This is a genomic window from Allokutzneria oryzae, assembly GCF_042429765.1.
Classification (GTDB): Bacteria; Actinomycetota; Actinomycetes; order Mycobacteriales; family Pseudonocardiaceae; genus Allokutzneria; species Allokutzneria oryzae.
Map to the genome: position 1 here is coordinate 34,076 of NZ_JBHLZU010000036.1, position 17,669 is coordinate 51,744.

The following is a 17,669-nucleotide window of genomic DNA, read 5'->3' on the forward strand; positions in this document are numbered from 1 at the left end:
TGACGCGTTTCGTCGAGCAGCCCGTCTACAACGCGCTCACCGCTGCCGTTCCGCCGTTGCGCCGCGCCGCGCGCGTGCAGATGCTGCGCACGATGCGGCTCGCGCTCGCCGTCCGGCTCGGGTGGGCCGTCCGGACCGGCGTCGCGGATCAGATCCAGTCCGGCAGGCTCGGCGCCTCTCCCGACAGGGCTCTCGCGTCGCCGCGGCCGGTCAACCACGCCAGCACCGTGATCGCGTCGCCGCGCACCGCGCCCGCTGAGGAGTCGTTGGCGCCGTTCACGATCCACTCGCGCTGAGTGTCGTTCGGCAGGTCCACGCGCACCGTGAACGACGGCACCCCGGCCATCCCGTCGTAGTGCGCGACCGCGTCGTCGATCAGCTCCTCCAGCACCTCGTCGGGGATGTCCACCAGGTCGAAGCCGCACGTCAGGTCGGCCAGGTGGATCCACACCTCGCGGACCCGCAACCAGGGGATCTCGTGACCGGTGAGCGGCCAGCCGTCGCCGACGACGACCTCCGCCTGCCACGCCGTCGCGGGCAGCGAGCGCGCGGCGGCCGCGAAGCGCTCACATGCCGCGATCAGGTCCTCCCGCAACAGCCGGCCCGACCGGCGGGCGCCCTCGTCGATGTCGGCGTCGCGGTCGGCCCTGCTCGTGTACATCGGGTGCTCGACCCCCGTCCGAGCCCATGTCAGCAGGTTGAGCAGCGCGTCGGCGTTGCGCGCCAGGTGCGCGATGACGTGCCCGCGGCTCCAGCCTGGCAGTGCGCTCCTGCCGCGGATGGTGGTCTCGTCCAGCCCCGCCACGACGTCCAGCAGGCGCTCCGTGGCGTCTTCCAGCGCTGAGAGGCCATCGTTTGCGCGCTGTGTGGCTTCCGAGAGACTCATCCGCGGCCTCGGGACTCTGGGCCGTATGGCACGGATCCTCGATCCGGTCTCGGTGCCTGCCATGGCGTACCTCCCTGCGTGGAGGGTGCTCGGACGGGAGTAGCCAGCCTAGGTGGGACTTCCTCGTTCGGGTACCGCCCGTTCGTGGATGGTGCCGGATTTGTCCGTCCCATTGGCTGGAAGTCCGGAAAACCGATCCGTGGTGGCGGGAGTATCCGTGCTCGACTTCGCGTTCCATGCTGGTGCAGCCAGCACCGAGACCGCGGAGGCGCCCGTGAGCAGGGAAGCAGCACCGTCCACCATGGACACCGCGAAGCGACGCCGAGGGCTGGTGGCCGCGTCCATCGGCAACGGACTGGAATGGTTCGACTGGAACGCCTATGCGATCTTCGCGGTCTACTTCTCCACGCAGTTCTTCCCCAAGGGAAGCGACGGCGTCACCGCGACGCTGAGCACGCTCGCGGTCTTCGCGGTGGGCTTCTTCTTCCGGCCGCTCGGCGGCATGCTGCTCGCCGCGTTCACCGATCGGCACGGCCGCCGCGCCGGGCTGACCCTGTCCGTTCTGCTGATGGCGGGCGGCAGCCTCGTCATCGCCGTCTCACCGACCTACGAGCAGGTCGGGGTGCTCGCGCCCGCCCTGCTGCTGCTCGGCCGGATCGCGCAGGGGCTGTCCACCGGAGGTGAGTTCGCCGCCGCGTCGACCTACCTCGCCGAGCTCGCTCCGCCCGGCAGGCGCGGCCTCTACTCCAGCTTCATCTACGTCAGCAACGTGCTCGGCACCCTGGCCGCGACGCTGCTCGCCACGGTGCTGGTGGGGCTGCTGGGCAAGCAGGGACTCATCGACGGCGGGTGGCGGATCCCGTTCGCGGTCGGCGCGTTGCTCGGCGTCTACGGCCTCTACCTCCGGCGGACCCTGGAGGAGACCGAGGCCTACCTCGCCGCGGGGCGGGAGCGGAAGGTCGCCCGGCCGACGCTGGAGGTGTTGCGCCGGTACCCGGTCGCCGCGCTGAGGGTCGTCGGGTTCACCGCCGGTGCGACCATCGCGTACTACACGTTCGCGGTATATCTGCCCACCTTCGCCAAGTCCGCGCACAAGGTCGACGAGACCTCCGCGCTGTGGGCCTCGACCGCGGCGCAGGTCCTCATGATCGTGGCATTGCCGCTGTTCGGCGCGTTGTCGGATCGGATCGGCAGGCGGCCGTTGTTGATCGCTTTCGCCGTCGGCTACGTCCTGTTCGTTGTGCCGATCTTCGCGATGCTGGGCCCGTCGGCGTGGTCGCTGTTCATCGCGATGACGTTGGGGCTGCTACTTTTCGCGCTGTACGGCGCGGTCGCACCGACCGCTATGGCCGAGCTGTTCCCGACCGAGGTCCGCACCGCGGGCATCGGTCTGCCGTACGCGCTGACCGTCGCGATCTTCGGCGGCACGGCGCCGCTGGTCGTCGAACAGCTCGGCGCGGTCGGTTTGGTGCACCTCTACCCGTGGTACATCGCGGTCCTCTGCCTGGTGAGCCTGGTCGTGTTCCTCACCGCTCGCGAGACCAAGGACGTCGTCCTCGAGGACGCAACGCCTCGGGACAGCGTCTGACCTGCGCGAACAGGCGGGGGAGCGGAGATTGTCAGACCCCCCACCTAGCATGGGACCCGGCCAGTTGTGGAGGTTTGCCCCCCGCCCCCGGGCGAGCCTCCCGCCGCCACCCATGCAGCCTCGAAGGGACCCCCGTGGCCGACCGCCTCGTTGTTCGCGGAGCGCGCGAACACAACCTGCGCAGTGTTGATCTCGACCTGCCCAGGGACAGCCTGATCGTGTTCACCGGCCTGTCCGGGTCGGGCAAGTCCAGCCTCGCCTTCGACACGATCTTCGCCGAGGGGCAGCGCAGGTACGTCGAGTCCCTGTCGGCCTACGCGCGGCAGTTCCTCGGTCAGATGGACAAGCCGGACGTCGACTTCATCGAGGGCCTCTCGCCCGCGGTCTCCATCGACCAGAAGTCGACCAGCCGCAACCCGCGCTCCACCGTCGGCACGATCACCGAGGTCTACGACTACCTGCGCCTGCTCTACGCGCGTGCGGGCAAGCCGCACTGCCCCACCTGCGGCCACCTGATCAGCAGACAGACCCCGCAGCAGATCGTCGACCAGGTCCTCGCCATGCCGGACGGGGTGAAGTTCCAGGTGCTCGCACCGGTCGTGCGCGGGCGCAAGGGCGAGTACGTCGACCTGTTCGACCAGCTCCAGACCCAGGGCTACTCCCGGGTGATGGTGGACGGCGCGGTGCACCAGCTCACCGACCCGCCGAAGCTGAAGAAGCAGGAGAAGCACGACATCTCCGTCGTGATCGACCGACTCACCGTCAAGTCCAGCGCCAAGCAGCGGCTCACCGACTCGGTGGAGACCGCGCTGCGGCTGGCCGACGGCCTGGTGGTGCTCGACTTCGTCGACCAGCCGGAGGACCACCCCGAGCGGCAGCGCCGGTTCTCCGAGCGGATGGCCTGCCCCAACGGCCACGCGCTCTCCGTCGACGACCTGGAGCCGCGGTCGTTCTCGTTCAACTCGCCCTACGGCGCGTGCCCGGAGTGCACCGGTATCGGCGTCCGCAAGGAGGTCGACCCGGAGCTGGTCGTCCCCGACGACGAGCTCTCCCTCTCCGACGGGGCCATCGCGCCGTGGGCCACCGGCCAGACCGCCGAGTACTTCCAGCGCCTGCTGGAGGCGTTGGCGGAGAACATCGGTTTCCGGATGGACGCGCCGTGGCGCAAGCTCCCCGCCAAGGCGCAGAAGGCCGTGCTGCACGGTGTCTCGCAGCAGGTGCACGTCAAGTACCGCAACCGGTACGGGCGCGAGCGCGCCTACTACGCCAACTACGAGGGCGTGATCCCGTTCCTGGAGCGCCGCCAGGAACAGACCGAGTCCGACTACATGCGCGAGCGGTACGAGGGCTACATGCGGGAGATCCCGTGCCCCGCGTGCCAGGGCAGCAGGCTCAAGCCGGAGATCCTCGCGGTCACGCTGGAGCACAAGAGCCGGGGCGAGAAGTCCATCGCCGAGGTGTGCGCGCTCAGCGTCGGCGAGTGCGCGGAGTTCCTCAACGGGCTGGTGCTCGACCGGCGGCAGAAGATGATCGCCGCGGCCGTGCTCAAGGAGGTGCAGGAGCGGCTGAGCTTCCTGCTCGACGTCGGCCTGGACTACCTCTCGCTCGACCGCGCCTCCGGAACGCTCTCCGGCGGTGAGGCGCAGCGCATCCGGCTCGCGACGCAGATCGGCTCCGGCCTGGTCGGGGTGCTCTACGTGCTCGACGAGCCGTCGATCGGCCTGCACCAGCGGGACAACCACCGGCTGATCGAGACGCTGACCCGGCTGCGCAACCTGGGCAACACGCTGATCGTGGTGGAGCACGACGAGGACACCATCCACGCGGCGGACTGGGTCGTCGACATCGGGCCCGGCGCGGGCGAGCACGGCGGCAACGTCGTCCACAGTGGACCGTACAAGGACCTGCTGAAGAACAAGGAGTCCCTCACCGGCGCCTACCTGTCCGGTCGCAAGGAGATCCCGCTGCCGCTGGTGCGGCGCGCGGTCGACCCGAAGCGCAACCTGACCGTGGTCGGCGCCCGTGAGCACAACCTGCGCGGCATCGACGTGACGTTCCCGCTCGGCTGCCTGGTCTCCGTGACCGGCGTGTCCGGCTCCGGGAAGTCCACGCTGGTCAACGACATCCTGGCCACGGTGCTGGCCAACCGCCTCAACGGCGCGCGCCAGGTGCCGGGCAGGCACGTCCGGGTCAACGGCCTGGACCAGGTGGACAAGCTCGTGCAGGTCGACCAGTCGCCGATCGGGCGGACCCCGAGGTCCAACCCGGCGACCTACACCGGCGTGTTCGACAACATCCGCAAGCTCTTCGCCTCCACCACCGAGGCCAAGGTCCGCGGGTACCAGCCGGGCCGGTTCTCCTTCAACGTCAAGGGCGGCCGCTGCGAGGCGTGCGCGGGCGACGGCACGATCAAGATCGAGATGAACTTCCTGCCCGACGTGTACGTGCCGTGCGAGGTGTGCAAGGGCGCCCGGTACAACCGGGAGACCCTGGAGGTGCACTACAAGGGCAAGACCATCTCCGAGGTCCTGGACATGCCGATCGAGGAGGCCGCGGAGTTTTTCGAGCCGATCAACGCCATCCACCGCTACCTCAAGACCCTGGTGCAGGTGGGGCTGGGCTACGTCCGGCTCGGGCAGCCCGCGCCCACGCTCTCCGGCGGTGAGGCGCAGCGCGTCAAGCTGGCCAGCGAGCTGCAGAAGCGCTCGACCGGCAAGACCGTCTACATCCTGGACGAGCCCACCACCGGCCTGCACTTCGAGGACATCCGCAAGCTGCTCGGCGTGATCAACGGCTTGGTGGACAAGGGGAACACGGTGATCGTGATCGAGCACAACCTCGACGTGATCAAGACGGCGGACTGGATCGTGGACATGGGCCCCGAGGGCGGCTCCGGCGGTGGCACGGTGATCGCCGAAGGCACGCCGGAGGACGTGGCGGCGGTCAAGGCCAGCTACACGGGCAAGTTCCTCAAGCCGCTGCTCGGCGACGGGAAGCCGGCTCCCGCCAAGGAGACCGCGGCGGCCAAGACCGCCAAGCGCGCCGACGCGGCCAAGCGCACCCGCAAGGCTGCCAAGGTGGCCGCCGCCCGCTGACCCTCACCGAACCACTCGCACTGCCCCGGGCGCACCAACCCGGGGCAGTGCGGCGTTGTGGGTACTGACGGAGCGCCGCCGGGACAACCGGTGCGTGGTGAACCAAACCCCACTCCGATGCCCCTCGGAGCGAGAGTTGGCGGGGCCGGACACCGGTGAGGCGCAGTGACACGTGGGACAGCCGTCGCGGTGGTCGGCGTGTGGGAACGTCACGTTTTGTAGGCATATTGCGCAATGGGAGCGCTCTTATTCGCGTTATGCCTACAAAGCGCGAAGAAGACGACGGGGGTCAGGCCGCGCCGGTGGACTGGGCGCCGTCGAGGGACTCGCGGATGAGGTCGGCGTGGCCCGCGTGCTGGGCGGTTTCCTTGATCAGGTGGAGCAGGATGCGGCGGGCCGTCCAGTGGTGGACGACGCCCGGCTCCCACGGCGCCTCCGGCAGCGGGACGGTCACGCCCAGGTCGGGCAGCGCGGCCACGGCGGCGTCCGTCGCGGCGGCAGCGGCGGAGTACTCGGCGAGCAGGTGGGACAGGGACTCGCCGGCGAGGTGGTACTGGCTCGTGTCGAACATCCGGTCCGGCACTCCGGGACGGCCGCTCAGGATGTGGGTCCAGGCGCGCTCACCCTGGGTGAGGTGCTTGACCACGCCGCCCAGGGTCAGCTCGCTCACCGTCGTGCGCTTCGCGATCTCGGCGTCGGAGAGGTCGCGGACGGTGACGCGCACGCCGGCGCGGAGTTCGGCCAGCGTGCGCGTCAGCTCGGTGCTTTCGGAGATCGTCATGTCCGGGACAGTAGGACCGACAGGTGCCAGGATCTGTCCTAGATGACCGCCATCAGCAGTGCCGCGACCGCGAAGCCGACGACCGACAGGATCGTCTCCTGCACCGTCCACGTCTTGAGCGTGTCCTTCGTGGAGATGCCGAAGTAGCGCGAGACGATCCAGAAACCGCCGTCGTTGACGTGCGAGGCGATGATCGAGCCCGCCGCGATGGCCGCGCCGATCAGGGCCAGCTGAGGCTGGGTCAGGCCCGCCTCGACCACCTGCGGCCCGACGATGCCCGCCGTGGTCACGATCGCCACCGTCGCCGAGCCCTGGGCGATGCGCAGGCCGCAGGCGATCACGTAGGACAGCGCGATCAGCGGCAGGCCCGCCGAGGCCAGCGTGCCCGCGAGCGCCTTGCCGACGCCGGTCGCCGAGAGCACCGCGCCGAAGAAGCCGCCCGCGCCGATCACCAGCAGCAGCATGCCGACCGGGCGCAGTGCCGCGCCGGACAGTTCGCCGATGTCCTTGGCCGTCATGCCGCGGCGGGTGCCCAGCAGCCAGAACGCCAGCAGCACCGCGATGGTCAGCGCCACCGCGGGGTTGCCGAAGAAGGTGAACACCGACAGCAGCGTGCCCTTGGGCAGCATGATGCTGCCGAAGGTGGCCAGCAGGATCAGCACCAGCGGCAGGCCGATGATGAAGCTGACCAGGCCGAGCGAGGGCTCCTCGCGGCCCTTGTTCTTCTCCGCCGCGGCCTTCGCCGCCTCGACGAACTCCTCGGCCACCGGGATGTCGATGCGCTTGCCGATCCACGACGGGAAGAGCACGCCGCCGACGAGCCACGCCGGGATCGCGCACGCGAGCCCCATGATGATCAACCAGCCGAGGTCGACCTTGAGCAGGCCCGCCAGCGCGACGGGGCCGGGGTGCGGTGGCAGGAACGCGTGCATCACCGACAGGCCGCCCAGCAGCGGCAGGCAGTACAGCAGGATCGAGCGACCGCTGCGCCGCGCCGCGACGTAGACCAGCGGGGCGAGCACGAAGATGCCGATGTCGAAGAACACCGGGATGCCGAAGATCAGGCCGGACAGGCCCATCGCCAGCGGCGCGCGGTTCTCCCCGAACAGGCCGAGCAGCCTGCGCGTCAGCACCTCGGCGCCGCCGGAGGCCTCCAGGATCGACCCGAGCAGCGTGCCCAGGCCGATGATCGCGGCCACGTGGCCGAGCACACCGCCGAAGCCGCTCTCCAGCAGCGAGTTCTTGCCGCTCTGCGCCGAGCCGACGATCGCCTCGATCGACAGGCCCGCGCCGAGCGCCACCAGCAGGCCCGCGATCAGCAGCGCGATGAACGGCTCGACCCTGAACTTGATGATCATCAGCAGCAGGACGGCGATGCCCACCCCGGACAGGGTCAGCAACCCGCCCGTGGAGTGCTGCAACCAGTTGAGGAACCCAGTCACGCCACGACTCCAGACTTGACGCAGTTGCGCACCGCCCGGCCGGGCAGTGCCGAGGTCCGCACGCCGTCGTCCACCACCGCGACCCCGTTGACGAAGACGTACGGGATGCCGGTGGGGCGGCTGCGTGGCTGCTCGAAGGTGGCGGTGTCGGCGACCGTCTCCGGGTCGAACAGCACGAGGTCGGCGCGGTGGCCCTCGCGGACCAGGCCCCGCTCCGACAGGCGCAACCTGCGCGCCGCGTTGCCGGTCATGTGCGCGACGCACTCGGCGAGGCTGAGCACGCCGAGCTCGCGCACGTAGTGGGCGAGGTAGCGGGGGAAGGTGCCCCACGCCCTCGGATGCGGGCGTTCGCCGACGAGCAGGCCGTCGCTGCCCACCGTGTGCGCCGGGTGCCGCATGATCGCCCGCACGTTCTCCTCGTGGCCCACGTGCATCAGGCACGAGGTGCCCATCCGCTCGGAGATCAGTGTGTCGAAGTACAGCTCGCTCGGCGCGAGCCCGGCCGCCAGCGCCGACTCGGCGACGCTGCGGCCGACCAGGTGGGCGTTCTCCGCGCGGCGGGTCCCGTTGATCTCGATGGTCGTCCAGTCCACCGGGACGCCGTGGCAGCCGTCGGAGCCGGTCTCCTCCAGCTCCACCCTGATCCGCTCGCGCGTGTCCACATCGGACATTCTGGCCAGTGCCGCGTCGGGTCCGCCTTCGGAGACCCAGCTCGGCAGCAACGCCGACAGGTACGTGGCGCCGGGCAGGTACGGGTAGGTGTCGAGGCTGATGTCGCAGCCGCCGGCCACCGCGTTGTCCACAATGGACAATAGCTCGCCCGCTCTGCCCTTGTTGACCGGGAAGTTCATCGTCGCGTGCGCCAGGTGCAGTGGGCAGCCGGAGTGGCGTGACACCGCGACCATCTCCGCGTAGGCCTCAAGTGCGCCCGCGCCGTAGCTGCGGTGGTGCGGGCTGTAGTAGCCGCCGTGCTCCGCGACGACCCGGCACAGCTCCACCAGCTCCACCGTGTCGGCGTACATGCCGGGGGTGTAGGTCAACCCGGAGGACATGCCGACCGCGCCCTCGCGCAGTGAACGTGCGACCAGTTCTTTCATTGCGTCCATTTCGGACGGTGTGGGGGACCGGTCTTCCCAGCCCACGCACATCATCCGCACCGTTCCCTGTGGCACCAGGTACGCCGCGTTCACCGCGATGCCGCCGTCGAGCCGGTCGAGGTACTCCGCGACGCTGCGCCAGTTCCAGTCGAACCCCGCCGGGTCGTCGTTCCACCCCGCGAGCTGCTGTCGGAGCTGCGCCAGCACGGCGTCGTCGGCCGGTGCGTAGGAGAGCCCGTCCTGGCCGAGCACTTCGAGGGTCACGCCCTGGCAGACCTTCGCCTCGTGCGAGGGCTCCGCGAGGACCTGGAGGTCGGAGTGCGAGTGCATGTCGATGAAGCCCGGCGCGAGCACCAGGCCGTCCGCGTCGATCACCCGCGTCCCGGTCAGCCGCTCCGAGCGCGAGATCTCCGCGATCCGCCCATCAGACACCGCGACGTCGGCGCGGTAGAGCTCGCCGCCGGTCCCGTCGGCGACGGTCGCGCCGCGGAAGACGAGCATCAGAACCACGTCCGCACGTAGTCGACGACCGTGGTGCCCTCGACGACGGGCAGCAGCTGCCACTTGTCGAAGACGGTGCACGGGTGGGACAGCCCCAGCCCGACCCAGTCGCCGACCTCGACCTGGTTGTCGCTGGCGAGACGGAGGAACGCGTGCTGGTCGTTGAGCGCACTGATCTCGCAGCCCGCCAACGCGGTCGTCGACGTGCCGGAGCGCAGGAGCTGCGGCTCGGGGAAGCCCTCGTCGAAGGACACGTCGCGCTTGCCGACCGTCAGCAGCGCCAGCCGGGGCTCGGGGCGCGAGGTCACCTGCGCCCACGCCCGAAGACCTGAGCGGAACGGGGAGCCGCCGCCGAGGCGGTGCTCGCGGCCGAAGGGGGAGTACTGGCGGTAGTAGCCGTCGTCGTGGGTCAGGTACGCGCCGCTGCGCAGGACCGGCAGCACGTCGAGCCCGTCCGGCCACGGCTCGGTGATCGCGGCGGCGACCTGGTCGAAGTACGCGCTGCCGCCCGCCGTGACGATCACCTGGCCGTCGATGTGACCCGCCAGTCGCACCGTCAGCTCGCGCAGCCTCGCCAGGTACTCGTCCACAGTGGACGTCTTCGTTGCCAGGTCCCCGTGGGCCACAGCCGCCTCGTAGCCGCCGGTGCCCGCGAGTCGCAGCACGGGGCTGGCCGCGATGGCCTCGCCGACCGCTACCGCAGTGTCCAGATCGCGCGCGCCGGTGCGGCCGTTCTCGCCGCCGAGCTCCACCAGCACGTCCACCGGGCGGGAGCCGCCAGCGGCGGTCAGCGCCTCGGTCATCAGCCGCACTCCGCGCACGGAGTCGGCCCAGCACACGAACTCGAACCCGGGGTCGCGGTCCAGCTCGCCCGAGAGCCAGCGCAGCGCTGCGGGGTCGACGAGCTGGTTGGCCAGCAGCACCCGGCCGACCCCGAAGGCGCGGTAGACCCGCAGCTGGCTGGCGTTGGCCGCGGTGATGCCCCACGCGCCCGCGTCGAGCTGGTCGGCGAACAGCTGCGGGGCCATGGTGGTCTTGCCGTGCGGGGCGAGCCGGAGCCCGTTGTCCGCGCACCACGCCGACATGGTGTCGAGGTTGTGCCGCATCGCCGGGGCGTCGAGCACCACCACCGGCCCCCAGAAGCCGTCCTCGAAGAGGTCCAGCCGCCGCGCCGCCGCCTCCGCGAGGGTCAGGCCGTGCAGTGCGGCTGGGAGGCCCTTGAACCGCCAGTCGATGCGCTCGGCACGGCTCGCCTCGATCGCGGCGCGGTCGATGGTCGCTGACGTCACGGGCACCCGCTCCTTCGTTGCGTGTGGTGCAACAGTAATTGCGCTATGTGCTGCGAGGGTGTGTAGCATTCGCCGGGCTGGGCGGTCAACGCAAGACGCTCCGGGGCGCGAGTGCATAACGAACCGCCGGGCGGGCTCGGGAAAGCCAGGATCGGGTGACGTGAGGAGCGCGGTGGACGCGGTCGACGGCGATGTGGTCTGCATCGGCGAATCCATGGCGTTGTTCGTGCCGGGTGAGCCGGGGCCGGCCGACGAGGTGCGGAGCTGGATCAGGGCGGTCGGGGGCGCCGAGTCCAACGTCGCCTGCCACCTGGCGGGGCACGGGTTCCGCAGCCGCTGGGTGAGCGCGCTCGGCCAGGACTCCCTCGGTCGCGCGGTGCTGCGGCGGGTGCGCGGAGCGGGTGTGGACACCACGGACGTCCTCATCGACCCGGTCCGGCCGACCGGGCTCTACATCAAGGAGTCCGACGCCGCGGGCAGCGCGGTCACCTACTACCGGCGCGGTTCGGCCGCATCGGCGCTCGGGCCCGAACTGCTCGACCGGATCCGCCTCGACCACACCCGCCTGGTGCACGTCAGCGGCATCACCGCCGCGCTGTCGCCGAGCTGTCTGGAGCTGCTGCGCGCGGTGCTGCGCGACCGGCGCGGCGACTACCGGGTGTCCTTCGACGTCAACTGGCGGCCCGCGCTGTGGGAGAACGGAAGGGGGCCGGAGCTGCTGCGCGAGCTCGCTGACGCCGCCGACATCGTGCTCGTCGGCTCCGACGAGGCGGAGGTGCTGTGGGGGACCGACGACCCCGGCGCGATCCGCTTACTCCTGCCAGGCCCGGAAACCCTGGTGGTGAAGCAGGGGGCGGACGGTGCGACGCTGATCGAGGGCGACCGCCGCGTGTTCGAGCCCGCGCTCGCCGTCGACGTCGTCGAGCCGGTCGGCGCGGGGGACGCCTTCGCCGCGGGTTTCCTGGCGTCTACTTTGGACGGACACGCGGCGGGGAGGCGGTTGCGCGCGGGACACCTCAGCGCCGCGGGCACGCTGCTCACGCACGACGATGTCGGCGACCCGCTGCCCGCCGAGCTGGTGTCGGCCCTGCTCGATGCCGACGAGCCCGCGTGGCGCGGCGCTCGTGTCAGCACTGAAGGGGTGAGGCTGGGATGAGTCAGAGCCTGGACCGCGCACTGGTGATCCTGCGCGAGCTCGGCGAGGGGCCGCGAACACTGGACGACCTCGCCGCCAAGCTCGACGTGCACAAGTCCACCGTGCTGCGGCTGCTGCGCACCTTGGAGAAGCACCGCTTCGTGCAGCGCGAGGGCGCCCGCCACCACCGGCTCGGCGCGGCCCTGTTCGACCTGTCCTTCCGCGCGCTGGAGGAACGCGACGTCCGCCGCGCCGTGGAACCGCACCTGCGCGAGCTCAACGCGCGCACCGGGCACACGGTCCACCTCGCCAGCTACGAGGCGGGCGAGGTCATCTACATCGACAAGTACGACAGCAGGCACCAGGTGCGGATGTACTCCCGCATCGGCAAGCAGGCGGCGCTGCACTGCACGGCCGTCGGCAAGATCCTCGTCGGCGCGCTGCCGGAGGCCGAACGCCGCGCGGTGGCCCGCTCCATCCCGTACCCCAGGCTCACCGCGAACACCATCACCGACGCGGACGCCTACCTGGCCGAGCTGGACCAGGTCCGGCAGTGCGGCTACGCCGTGGACCGCAGGGAGCACGAGGACTTCATCCACTGCATCGGAGCACCCGTGCGCGGGCCGCGCGGGGAGGTGCTGGCGGCGATGTCGCTGTCCGTGCCGGAGATGCTGCTCGACTTCGAGGGCCTGCTCGGGTTGCTGCCCGACCTGCTGGGAGCGGCGAGAGCCGCGTCGGCGGACTGCGGGTGGCGCCAGGAGGCCCAGGAGAACACCCAGCACCGAACCAGGAAGGACGGCTAGATGGCCAAGCAGGAGATCCGCACCGCGAACGCGCCCACCCCGGTGGCGAAGTTCTCCCAGGGCGTCCGCAAGGGCAACATCCTGCAGGTCGCGGGGCAGGTCGCGTTCGACCCGGCGACCGGGGCGATCGTCGGCACGACCGTCGCCGAGCAGACCGCGCAGACGATGAAGAACGTGCAGGCCGTCCTCGCCGAGGCGGGCGCGACCCTGGACGACGTGGTGATGTTCCGCGTGTACCTGACCGACGTGTCCCACTTCGCGGAGATGAACGAGGCCTACGGCGAGTTCATGACCAGCGAGCCCTACTCGGCCCGCACCACCGTCTACGTCGGCCTCCCCGAGGGCCTGCTCATCGAGATCGACGCCCTCGCCGTCCTCTCCTGACCCCGATCCCCGCCATTCGCGGGCTTATGGACCTTTCCGGAGCGCTGAACCCGTCCATAAGCCCGCGAATGGCGAAATTTGATGTTGTGGGGGTGGGGTGGGGGCGGGGCGATACGTTGGCGGGGTGAAGCTCTACGCGGACCAGGCGGGGCGCCGGGTCGGTCAGCTGCTCGCCGATGTGTCGGCCGTTGTGGTCGTGGTGCTCGCCGTGTACGGCGCCAGCCGGTTGTACGACAACGTGCTCAAGCTCCGGATGCCCGGTGACAAGCTCACCGAGTCCGGCTCCGTGCTGCGGAGCGTCTTCGCCGGGGCCGCCGAGTGGGCCGGGCGGATCCCGCTGGTCGGGGAGTCGCTGGCGAAGGCTTTCACCCCCGGCGTCGACGCGGGCAACCAGCTCATCGCCGCGGGCGGCAGGCAGGTCGACGCCATCGAGCAGACCGCGTTCTGGCTCGCGCTCGTGGTGGTGCTGCTGCCGTTGGTGCTGCTGCTCGCCACCTGGCTGCCGTGGCGGGTCCGGTTCGTCCGCGAGGCCAGCGCCGCGGTCACGCTGCTGCGCTTCGGTGACGTGCGGGAGCTGCTGGCCATGCGGGCCATCGCCAACCTGCCGCTCAAGCGGCTCGCCGGGCCGGCCGACATCGCCGCGGCGTGGCGCAGGGGTGAGCCCGGAGCGGTGGACGCGCTGGCCGAGCTGGAGCTCGTCCGGCTCGGCCTGCGCCCCGCGCGGATGCGCCGGTAGCGCCGCTCAGTAGACCGGGCCGGTGTACTTCTCGCCGGGGCCCTTGCCCGGCTCGTCCGGCACCGTCGAGGCCTCGCGGAAGGCGCGCTGCAGGGACTGGAGGCCGTCCTTGATCGGGGCCGCGTGCGGGCCGAGGTACTCGCCGGAGGCCGTGACCAGTCCCGCCAGCGCCGTGATCAGCCTGCGGGCCTCGTCCAGGTCCGGGTCCGAGGAGGCGTTCTCGGCAAGGCCGAGCTTCTCCGCGGCGGCCGACATGAGCAGCACCGCCGAGCGGCTGATCACCTCGATGGCCGGGACGTCGGCCAGGTCACGCACCTGCTGGTCGGGCTCGATTCGGGGTCCCTGAGTCACGCCTGGTACCCTTCCACGAGCGACCAGCCCCCGCGTACGTGGGGGCGGAAAGTGGAGCCCCGCTCCCACCTGAGTCATCCTCGATGGCCGGGTCCGGTCCCACCCGCCACCGCAGCGCGGTTCCAGGGTGGAGTGCGCCACTTGTGGCGTGATCGGTAGGAACAGCGGGCCCCGCACGTGCGTTTCGCGTGACGGGGCCGAACTCGTTCCTGGGTTCGGCGCTTCCAGCGCCCCCGAATGCGACGGGGACCACACGAACCTAGGAGGCCACATCAGTTCCGAGACTCGCATCAACGACCGCATCCGGGTGCCCGAGGTCCGTCTTGTCGGACCGGCGGGCGAGCAGGTCGGCATCGTCCGGATCGAGGACGCGCTGCGACTTGCCGAGGAGGCGGATCTCGACCTCGTTGAGGTCGCCCCGCAGGCGCGCCCGCCTGTCTGCAAGCTCATGGACTACGGCAAGTTCAAGTACGAGAGCGCGCAGAAGGCCCGCGAGTCCCGCCGGAACCAGCAGCTCACGGTCATCAAGGAGCAGAAGCTCCGGCCGAAGATCGACTCGCACGACTACGAGACCAAGAAGCGCAACGTGGTTCGCTTCCTCGAACACGGTCACAAGGTCAAGGTCACGATCATGTTCCGTGGCCGCGAGCAGTCCAGGCCCGAGCTGGGTTACCGGTTGTTGCAGCGCCTGGCGGAGGACGTCGTCGACCTCGGTGTCGTCGAGTCCAACCCGAAGCAGGACGGCCGCAACATGATCATGGTGCTGGCGCCCCACAAGCACATCAAGCCCCGCCCCCGTGGGCCGCTCCCGTCCGACGACTCGGGCGACGACGACACGCCGCAGGGCTGAGCACCACGGCCACCCAGGTGGCACGAGACCGCACAAGACTGAGGACACAATGCCGAAGAACAAGTCGCACAGCGGCACGAGCAAGCGCATCAAGGTCACCGGCTCCGGCAAGCTGCGCCGCGAGCAGGCCGGTCGCCGGCACATCCTGGAGAAGAAGCCGAGCACGCTGACCCGGCGCCTCGAGGGCACCGAGGCGGTCGCCAAGGCCGACGTGCCGCGCATCAAGCGCCTGCTCGGCCGCTGAGCGCTCCTTCCGCATCCCAAGCACATTCCGGGCGGCCGCCAAGCCGCCCGCTCTAGACCGACAGGACTGATCAGTGGCACGCGTCAAGCGGGCAGTCAACGCCCAGAAGAAGCGCCGGACGATCCTGGAGCGCGCCAGCGGTTACCGCGGCCAGCGCTCCCGGCTGTACCGCAAGGCGAAGGAGCAGATGCTCCACTCGCTCGGGTACGCCTACCGGGACCGTCGTGCCCGCAAGGGTGACTTCCGCAAGCTGTGGATCACCCGCATCAACGCCGCCGTGCGCGAGAACGGGATGACCTACAACCGGTTCATCCAGGGCCTGCGCCTGGCCGAGATCGACGTGGACCGCAAGATCCTCGCCGAGCTGGCCGTCTCCGACCCGGCCGCGTTCACCGCGCTGGTCGAGGCCGCCCGCGCCGCGCTGCCGGCGGACAAGAACCAGGCCGCGGCCTGAGCACCCGGCACGACTCCGCGCGACCCGTGGTGTGCACCGAACGCACGCCGCGGGTCGCCGCCGCGAGACAGCTCGCCCGCCGCGCCGGCCGCACCCGTGCCGGGCGGTTCCTCGCCGAGGGCGCCCAAGCCGTGCGTGAGGCGCTGCGCTGGGCCGCCGAGGGCCGGGGGACGGTGCACGAGCTGTTCTTCACCGCGCCCGCCGCGGAGCGCAACCCCGAGCTGCTCGACGCGGCCCGCGCCGCCGGTGTGCCGCTCAGCGAGATCACCGAGCGCGCCGCCGCCGGGCTCTCCGAAACCGTGACGCCGCAAGGCGTTGTCGCGGTCTGCGACACCGTCGACGTCTCCGTGGAGCAGGCGCTCGCCGGGCGGCCGAAGCTCGTCGCCGTGCTCGTGGGCGTCGCCGACCCCGGCAACGCGGGCACCGTGAGCCGGGTCGCCGACGCCGCGGGCGCGGACGCCGTGCTCTTCGCCGGGGACACCGTGGACCCGCACAACGGCAAGTGCGTGCGCGCCAGCACCGGCAGCCTGTTCCACCTGCCCATCGCGCGGGAGCGCGACCTCACCGCCGTGCTCGACGCGTGCCGCGCCGCGGGACTGCGCCTGGTCGCGGCCGACGGCTACGCGGAGCACGATCTGGACACCGCCGCCGTGCGCGGGACCTTGGACGAGCCCACCGCCTGGCTCTTCGGCAGTGAGGCGCACGGTGTGCCCCAGGAGGTCCTGGACACCGCCGACGAGTCACTGCGCGTGCCGATCTACGGCGGCGCGGAGAGCCTCAACCTGGCCACCGCGGCCGCGGTCTGCCTGTACGCGAGCGCGCGGGCACAGCGGGTCCGCTCGTAGCGCTGAGTGAGACCCGGCTGAGCGGATCGCCTAGGATCGGTCTGTTACCCGCCGTGCACGTCGGCGGGTCTCTGCACGTCATCTGGCCGCCACGGACCTCAGGAGCGTCCTTCACCCATGTCCGGAGCCAACGACCCCTACGACCCCAAGGAAGTCGCCGCGCTGTCACCGGCGACCCTGACCGCAGCCGTCGAGCAGGCCGCCAAGGACTTCGCGGCCGCCACCGACCTCGACGCGCTCGCGGCGGTCAAGCCCGCGCACCTCGGCGACCGGTCGCCGCTGATGACCGCGCGTCGCGAGATCGGCGCGCTGCCGCCCAAGGCGCGGTCCGAGGCTGGCAAGCGGGTCAACGAGACCAGGGTCGCCGTCCAGTCCGCCTACGACGAGCGGCTGGCCGTGCTGCGGGCCGAGCGCGACGAGCGGGTGCTCCGCGAGGAGGCCGTGGACGTGACCCTGCCGTGGGACCGGGTCCAGCCCGGCGCGCGGCACCCGGTCAGCACGCTGTCGGAGTACGTCGCCGACGTGTTCGTGGCGATGGGCTACGAGGTCGCCGAAGGCCCCGAGGTCGAGGCCGAGTGGCTGAACTTCGACGCGCTGAACTTCGTCAAGGACCACCCGGCGCGCACCATGCAGGACACCTTCCACGTGGCGCCCGCCGACTCCGGGCTGGTGCTGCGCACGCACACCTCGCCGGTGCAGATCCGCGCGCTGCTCACCCGTGAGCTGCCCGTCTACGTCGTGGCACCGGGGCGGACCTACCGCTCCGACGAGCCCGACGCCACCCACCTGCCCGCCTTCAACCAGATCGAGGGCCTCGCGGTGGACAAGGGCATCACCATGGCCCACCTCAAGGGCACCCTGGACGCCTTCGCCCGCGCGATGTTCGGCGAGAACTCGCGCACCCGGCTGCGTCCCGCCTACTTCCCGTTCGTCGAGCCCGGCGCCGAGGTCGACGTCTGGTTCCCGGAGAAGAAGGGCGGCGCGGGCTGGGTCGAGTGGGGCGGCTGCGGCATGGTCCACCCGAACGTGCTGCGGGCCAGCGGGGTCGACCCGGAGGTCTACTCCGGCTTCGCCTTCGGCATGGGCGTCGACCGCACCCTGCAGTTCCGCAACGGAATCCCCGACATGCGCTACATGGTCGAGGGTGACGTCCGGTTCACCCTGCCCTTCGGAACGGAGGCGTAAGCC

At 70.8% G+C, this 17,669-nt stretch carries 17 protein-coding genes; 11 read left to right on the plus strand and 6 right to left on the minus strand.

All coding sequences use genetic code 11. The features are described 5' to 3' along the window. Window positions 1-148: 148 nt before the first annotated feature. On the minus strand, window positions 149-886 hold the full coding sequence (locus ACFFQA_RS36685; RefSeq protein WP_377862412.1) for a maleylpyruvate isomerase family mycothiol-dependent enzyme: 738 nt from the start codon (window positions 884-886) through the stop codon (window positions 149-151). A 274-nt stretch (window positions 887-1,160) separates the two neighbouring features. Between ACFFQA_RS36685 and ACFFQA_RS36690 the strand changes: the two genes are divergently transcribed. Then, window positions 1,161-2,474, plus strand: a complete 1,314-nt coding sequence (locus ACFFQA_RS36690) for an MFS transporter (protein ID WP_377862413.1) — start codon at window positions 1,161-1,163, stop codon at window positions 2,472-2,474. Window positions 2,475-2,608: 134 nt separating this feature from the next. Further along, window positions 2,609-5,569, plus strand: coding sequence for an excinuclease ABC subunit UvrA (uvrA, locus tag ACFFQA_RS36695; RefSeq protein ID WP_377862414.1), 2,961 nt, complete (start codon window positions 2,609-2,611; stop codon window positions 5,567-5,569). 289 nt (window positions 5,570-5,858) lie between these two features. Here the strand turns inward: uvrA and ACFFQA_RS36700 are convergent, their stop codons facing one another. The 4 genes from ACFFQA_RS36700 to ACFFQA_RS36715 are packed head-to-tail and all read right to left on the minus strand — an operon-like array spanning window position 5,859 to window position 10,679. After that, window positions 5,859-6,350, minus strand: a complete 492-nt coding sequence (locus tag ACFFQA_RS36700; protein WP_377862415.1) for a mycothiol transferase — start codon at window positions 6,348-6,350, stop codon at window positions 5,859-5,861. Window positions 6,351-6,388: 38 nt separating this feature from the next. Continuing rightward, window positions 6,389-7,792: a GntP family permease gene (locus ACFFQA_RS36705; RefSeq protein WP_377862416.1), complete on the minus strand. Its 1,404-nt coding sequence runs from the start codon at window positions 7,790-7,792 to the stop codon at window positions 6,389-6,391. After that, window positions 7,789-9,390: an N-acyl-D-amino-acid deacylase family protein gene (locus tag ACFFQA_RS36710; protein ID WP_377862417.1), complete on the minus strand. Its 1,602-nt coding sequence runs from the start codon at window positions 9,388-9,390 to the stop codon at window positions 7,789-7,791. Before ACFFQA_RS36710 ends, ACFFQA_RS36705 begins: the two co-directional genes overlap by 4 nt. After that, entirely contained in the window at window positions 9,390-10,679 is a 1,290-nt protein-coding gene (locus ACFFQA_RS36715; protein ID WP_377862418.1) for an amino acid deaminase, read from the minus strand. The genes ACFFQA_RS36710 and ACFFQA_RS36715 overlap by 1 nt, the downstream gene beginning before the upstream one ends. Window positions 10,680-10,881: 202 nt before the next feature. On the opposite strand from ACFFQA_RS36715, the gene ACFFQA_RS36720 reads away from it, so the two are divergent. The 4 genes from ACFFQA_RS36720 to ACFFQA_RS36735 all read left to right on the plus strand — a co-directional run bounded on the left by ACFFQA_RS36720 (window position 10,882) and on the right by ACFFQA_RS36735 (window position 13,737). Then, entirely contained in the window at window positions 10,882-11,835 is a 954-nt protein-coding gene (locus ACFFQA_RS36720) for a sugar kinase (RefSeq protein WP_377862513.1), read from the plus strand. Then, window positions 11,832-12,617 carry an IclR family transcriptional regulator gene (locus ACFFQA_RS36725; protein ID WP_377862419.1) on the plus strand — a complete coding sequence of 262 codons (786 nt, stop codon included), beginning with the start codon at window positions 11,832-11,834 and terminating at the stop codon, window positions 12,615-12,617. The genes ACFFQA_RS36720 and ACFFQA_RS36725 overlap by 4 nt, the downstream gene beginning before the upstream one ends. Further along, complete coding sequence (locus ACFFQA_RS36730; protein ID WP_377862420.1) at window positions 12,618-13,001, plus strand: RidA family protein; 384 nt, start codon at window positions 12,618-12,620, stop codon at window positions 12,999-13,001. Between the two features lie 124 nt (window positions 13,002-13,125). Then, window positions 13,126-13,737: a hypothetical protein gene (locus ACFFQA_RS36735; protein WP_377862421.1), complete on the plus strand. Its 612-nt coding sequence runs from the start codon at window positions 13,126-13,128 to the stop codon at window positions 13,735-13,737. 6 nt (window positions 13,738-13,743) lie between these two features. Here the strand turns inward: ACFFQA_RS36735 and ACFFQA_RS36740 are convergent, their stop codons facing one another. Further along, window positions 13,744-14,088 (minus strand): DUF1844 domain-containing protein, encoded by a 345-nt coding sequence (locus ACFFQA_RS36740; protein WP_377862422.1) that lies wholly within the window; start codon window positions 14,086-14,088, stop codon window positions 13,744-13,746. A gap of 271 nt (window positions 14,089-14,359) precedes the next feature. Between ACFFQA_RS36740 and infC the strand changes: the two genes are divergently transcribed. The 5 genes from infC to pheS all read left to right on the plus strand — a co-directional run bounded on the left by infC (window position 14,360) and on the right by pheS (window position 17,666). Continuing rightward, on the plus strand, window positions 14,360-14,938 hold the full coding sequence (gene infC / locus ACFFQA_RS36745) for a translation initiation factor IF-3 (protein WP_377862514.1): 579 nt from the start codon (window positions 14,360-14,362) through the stop codon (window positions 14,936-14,938). A 49-nt stretch (window positions 14,939-14,987) separates the two neighbouring features. Further along, entirely contained in the window at window positions 14,988-15,182 is a 195-nt protein-coding gene (rpmI, locus tag ACFFQA_RS36750; RefSeq protein ID WP_030431923.1) for a 50S ribosomal protein L35, read from the plus strand. Between the two features lie 73 nt (window positions 15,183-15,255). Beyond that, window positions 15,256-15,636 carry a 50S ribosomal protein L20 gene (gene rplT / locus ACFFQA_RS36755; protein ID WP_377862423.1) on the plus strand — a complete coding sequence of 127 codons (381 nt, stop codon included), beginning with the start codon at window positions 15,256-15,258 and terminating at the stop codon, window positions 15,634-15,636. A gap of 26 nt (window positions 15,637-15,662) precedes the next feature. Next, the gene (locus ACFFQA_RS36760; protein WP_377862424.1) at window positions 15,663-16,481 is read left to right on the plus strand and encodes a TrmH family RNA methyltransferase; all 819 of its coding nucleotides are present in this window, start codon (window positions 15,663-15,665) and stop codon (window positions 16,479-16,481) included. Between the two features lie 117 nt (window positions 16,482-16,598). Then, the gene (gene pheS, locus ACFFQA_RS36765; RefSeq protein WP_377862425.1) at window positions 16,599-17,666 is read left to right on the plus strand and encodes a phenylalanine--tRNA ligase subunit alpha; all 1,068 of its coding nucleotides are present in this window, start codon (window positions 16,599-16,601) and stop codon (window positions 17,664-17,666) included. Window positions 17,667-17,669: the final 3 nt, after the last annotated feature.

Bases quoted from the DNA above. Each gene is read 5' to 3' on its own strand.
- ACFFQA_RS36685 (WP_377862412.1), bottom strand. From the start codon at position 886: ATGAGTCTCTCGGAAGCCACACAGCGCGCAAACGATGGCCTCTCAGCG.
- ACFFQA_RS36700 (WP_377862415.1), bottom strand. From the start codon at position 6,350: ATGACGATCTCCGAAAGCACCGAGCTGACGCGCACGCTGGCCGAACTC.
- ACFFQA_RS36710 (WP_377862417.1), bottom strand. From the start codon at position 9,390: ATGCTCGTCTTCCGCGGCGCGACCGTCGCCGACGGGACCGGCGGCGAG.
- ACFFQA_RS36725 (WP_377862419.1), top strand. From the start codon at position 11,832: ATGAGTCAGAGCCTGGACCGCGCACTGGTGATCCTGCGCGAGCTCGGC.
- ACFFQA_RS36730 (WP_377862420.1), top strand. From the start codon at position 12,618: ATGGCCAAGCAGGAGATCCGCACCGCGAACGCGCCCACCCCGGTGGCG.
- rpmI (WP_030431923.1), top strand. From the start codon at position 14,988: ATGCCGAAGAACAAGTCGCACAGCGGCACGAGCAAGCGCATCAAGGTC.
- pheS (WP_377862425.1), top strand. From the start codon at position 16,599: ATGTCCGGAGCCAACGACCCCTACGACCCCAAGGAAGTCGCCGCGCTG.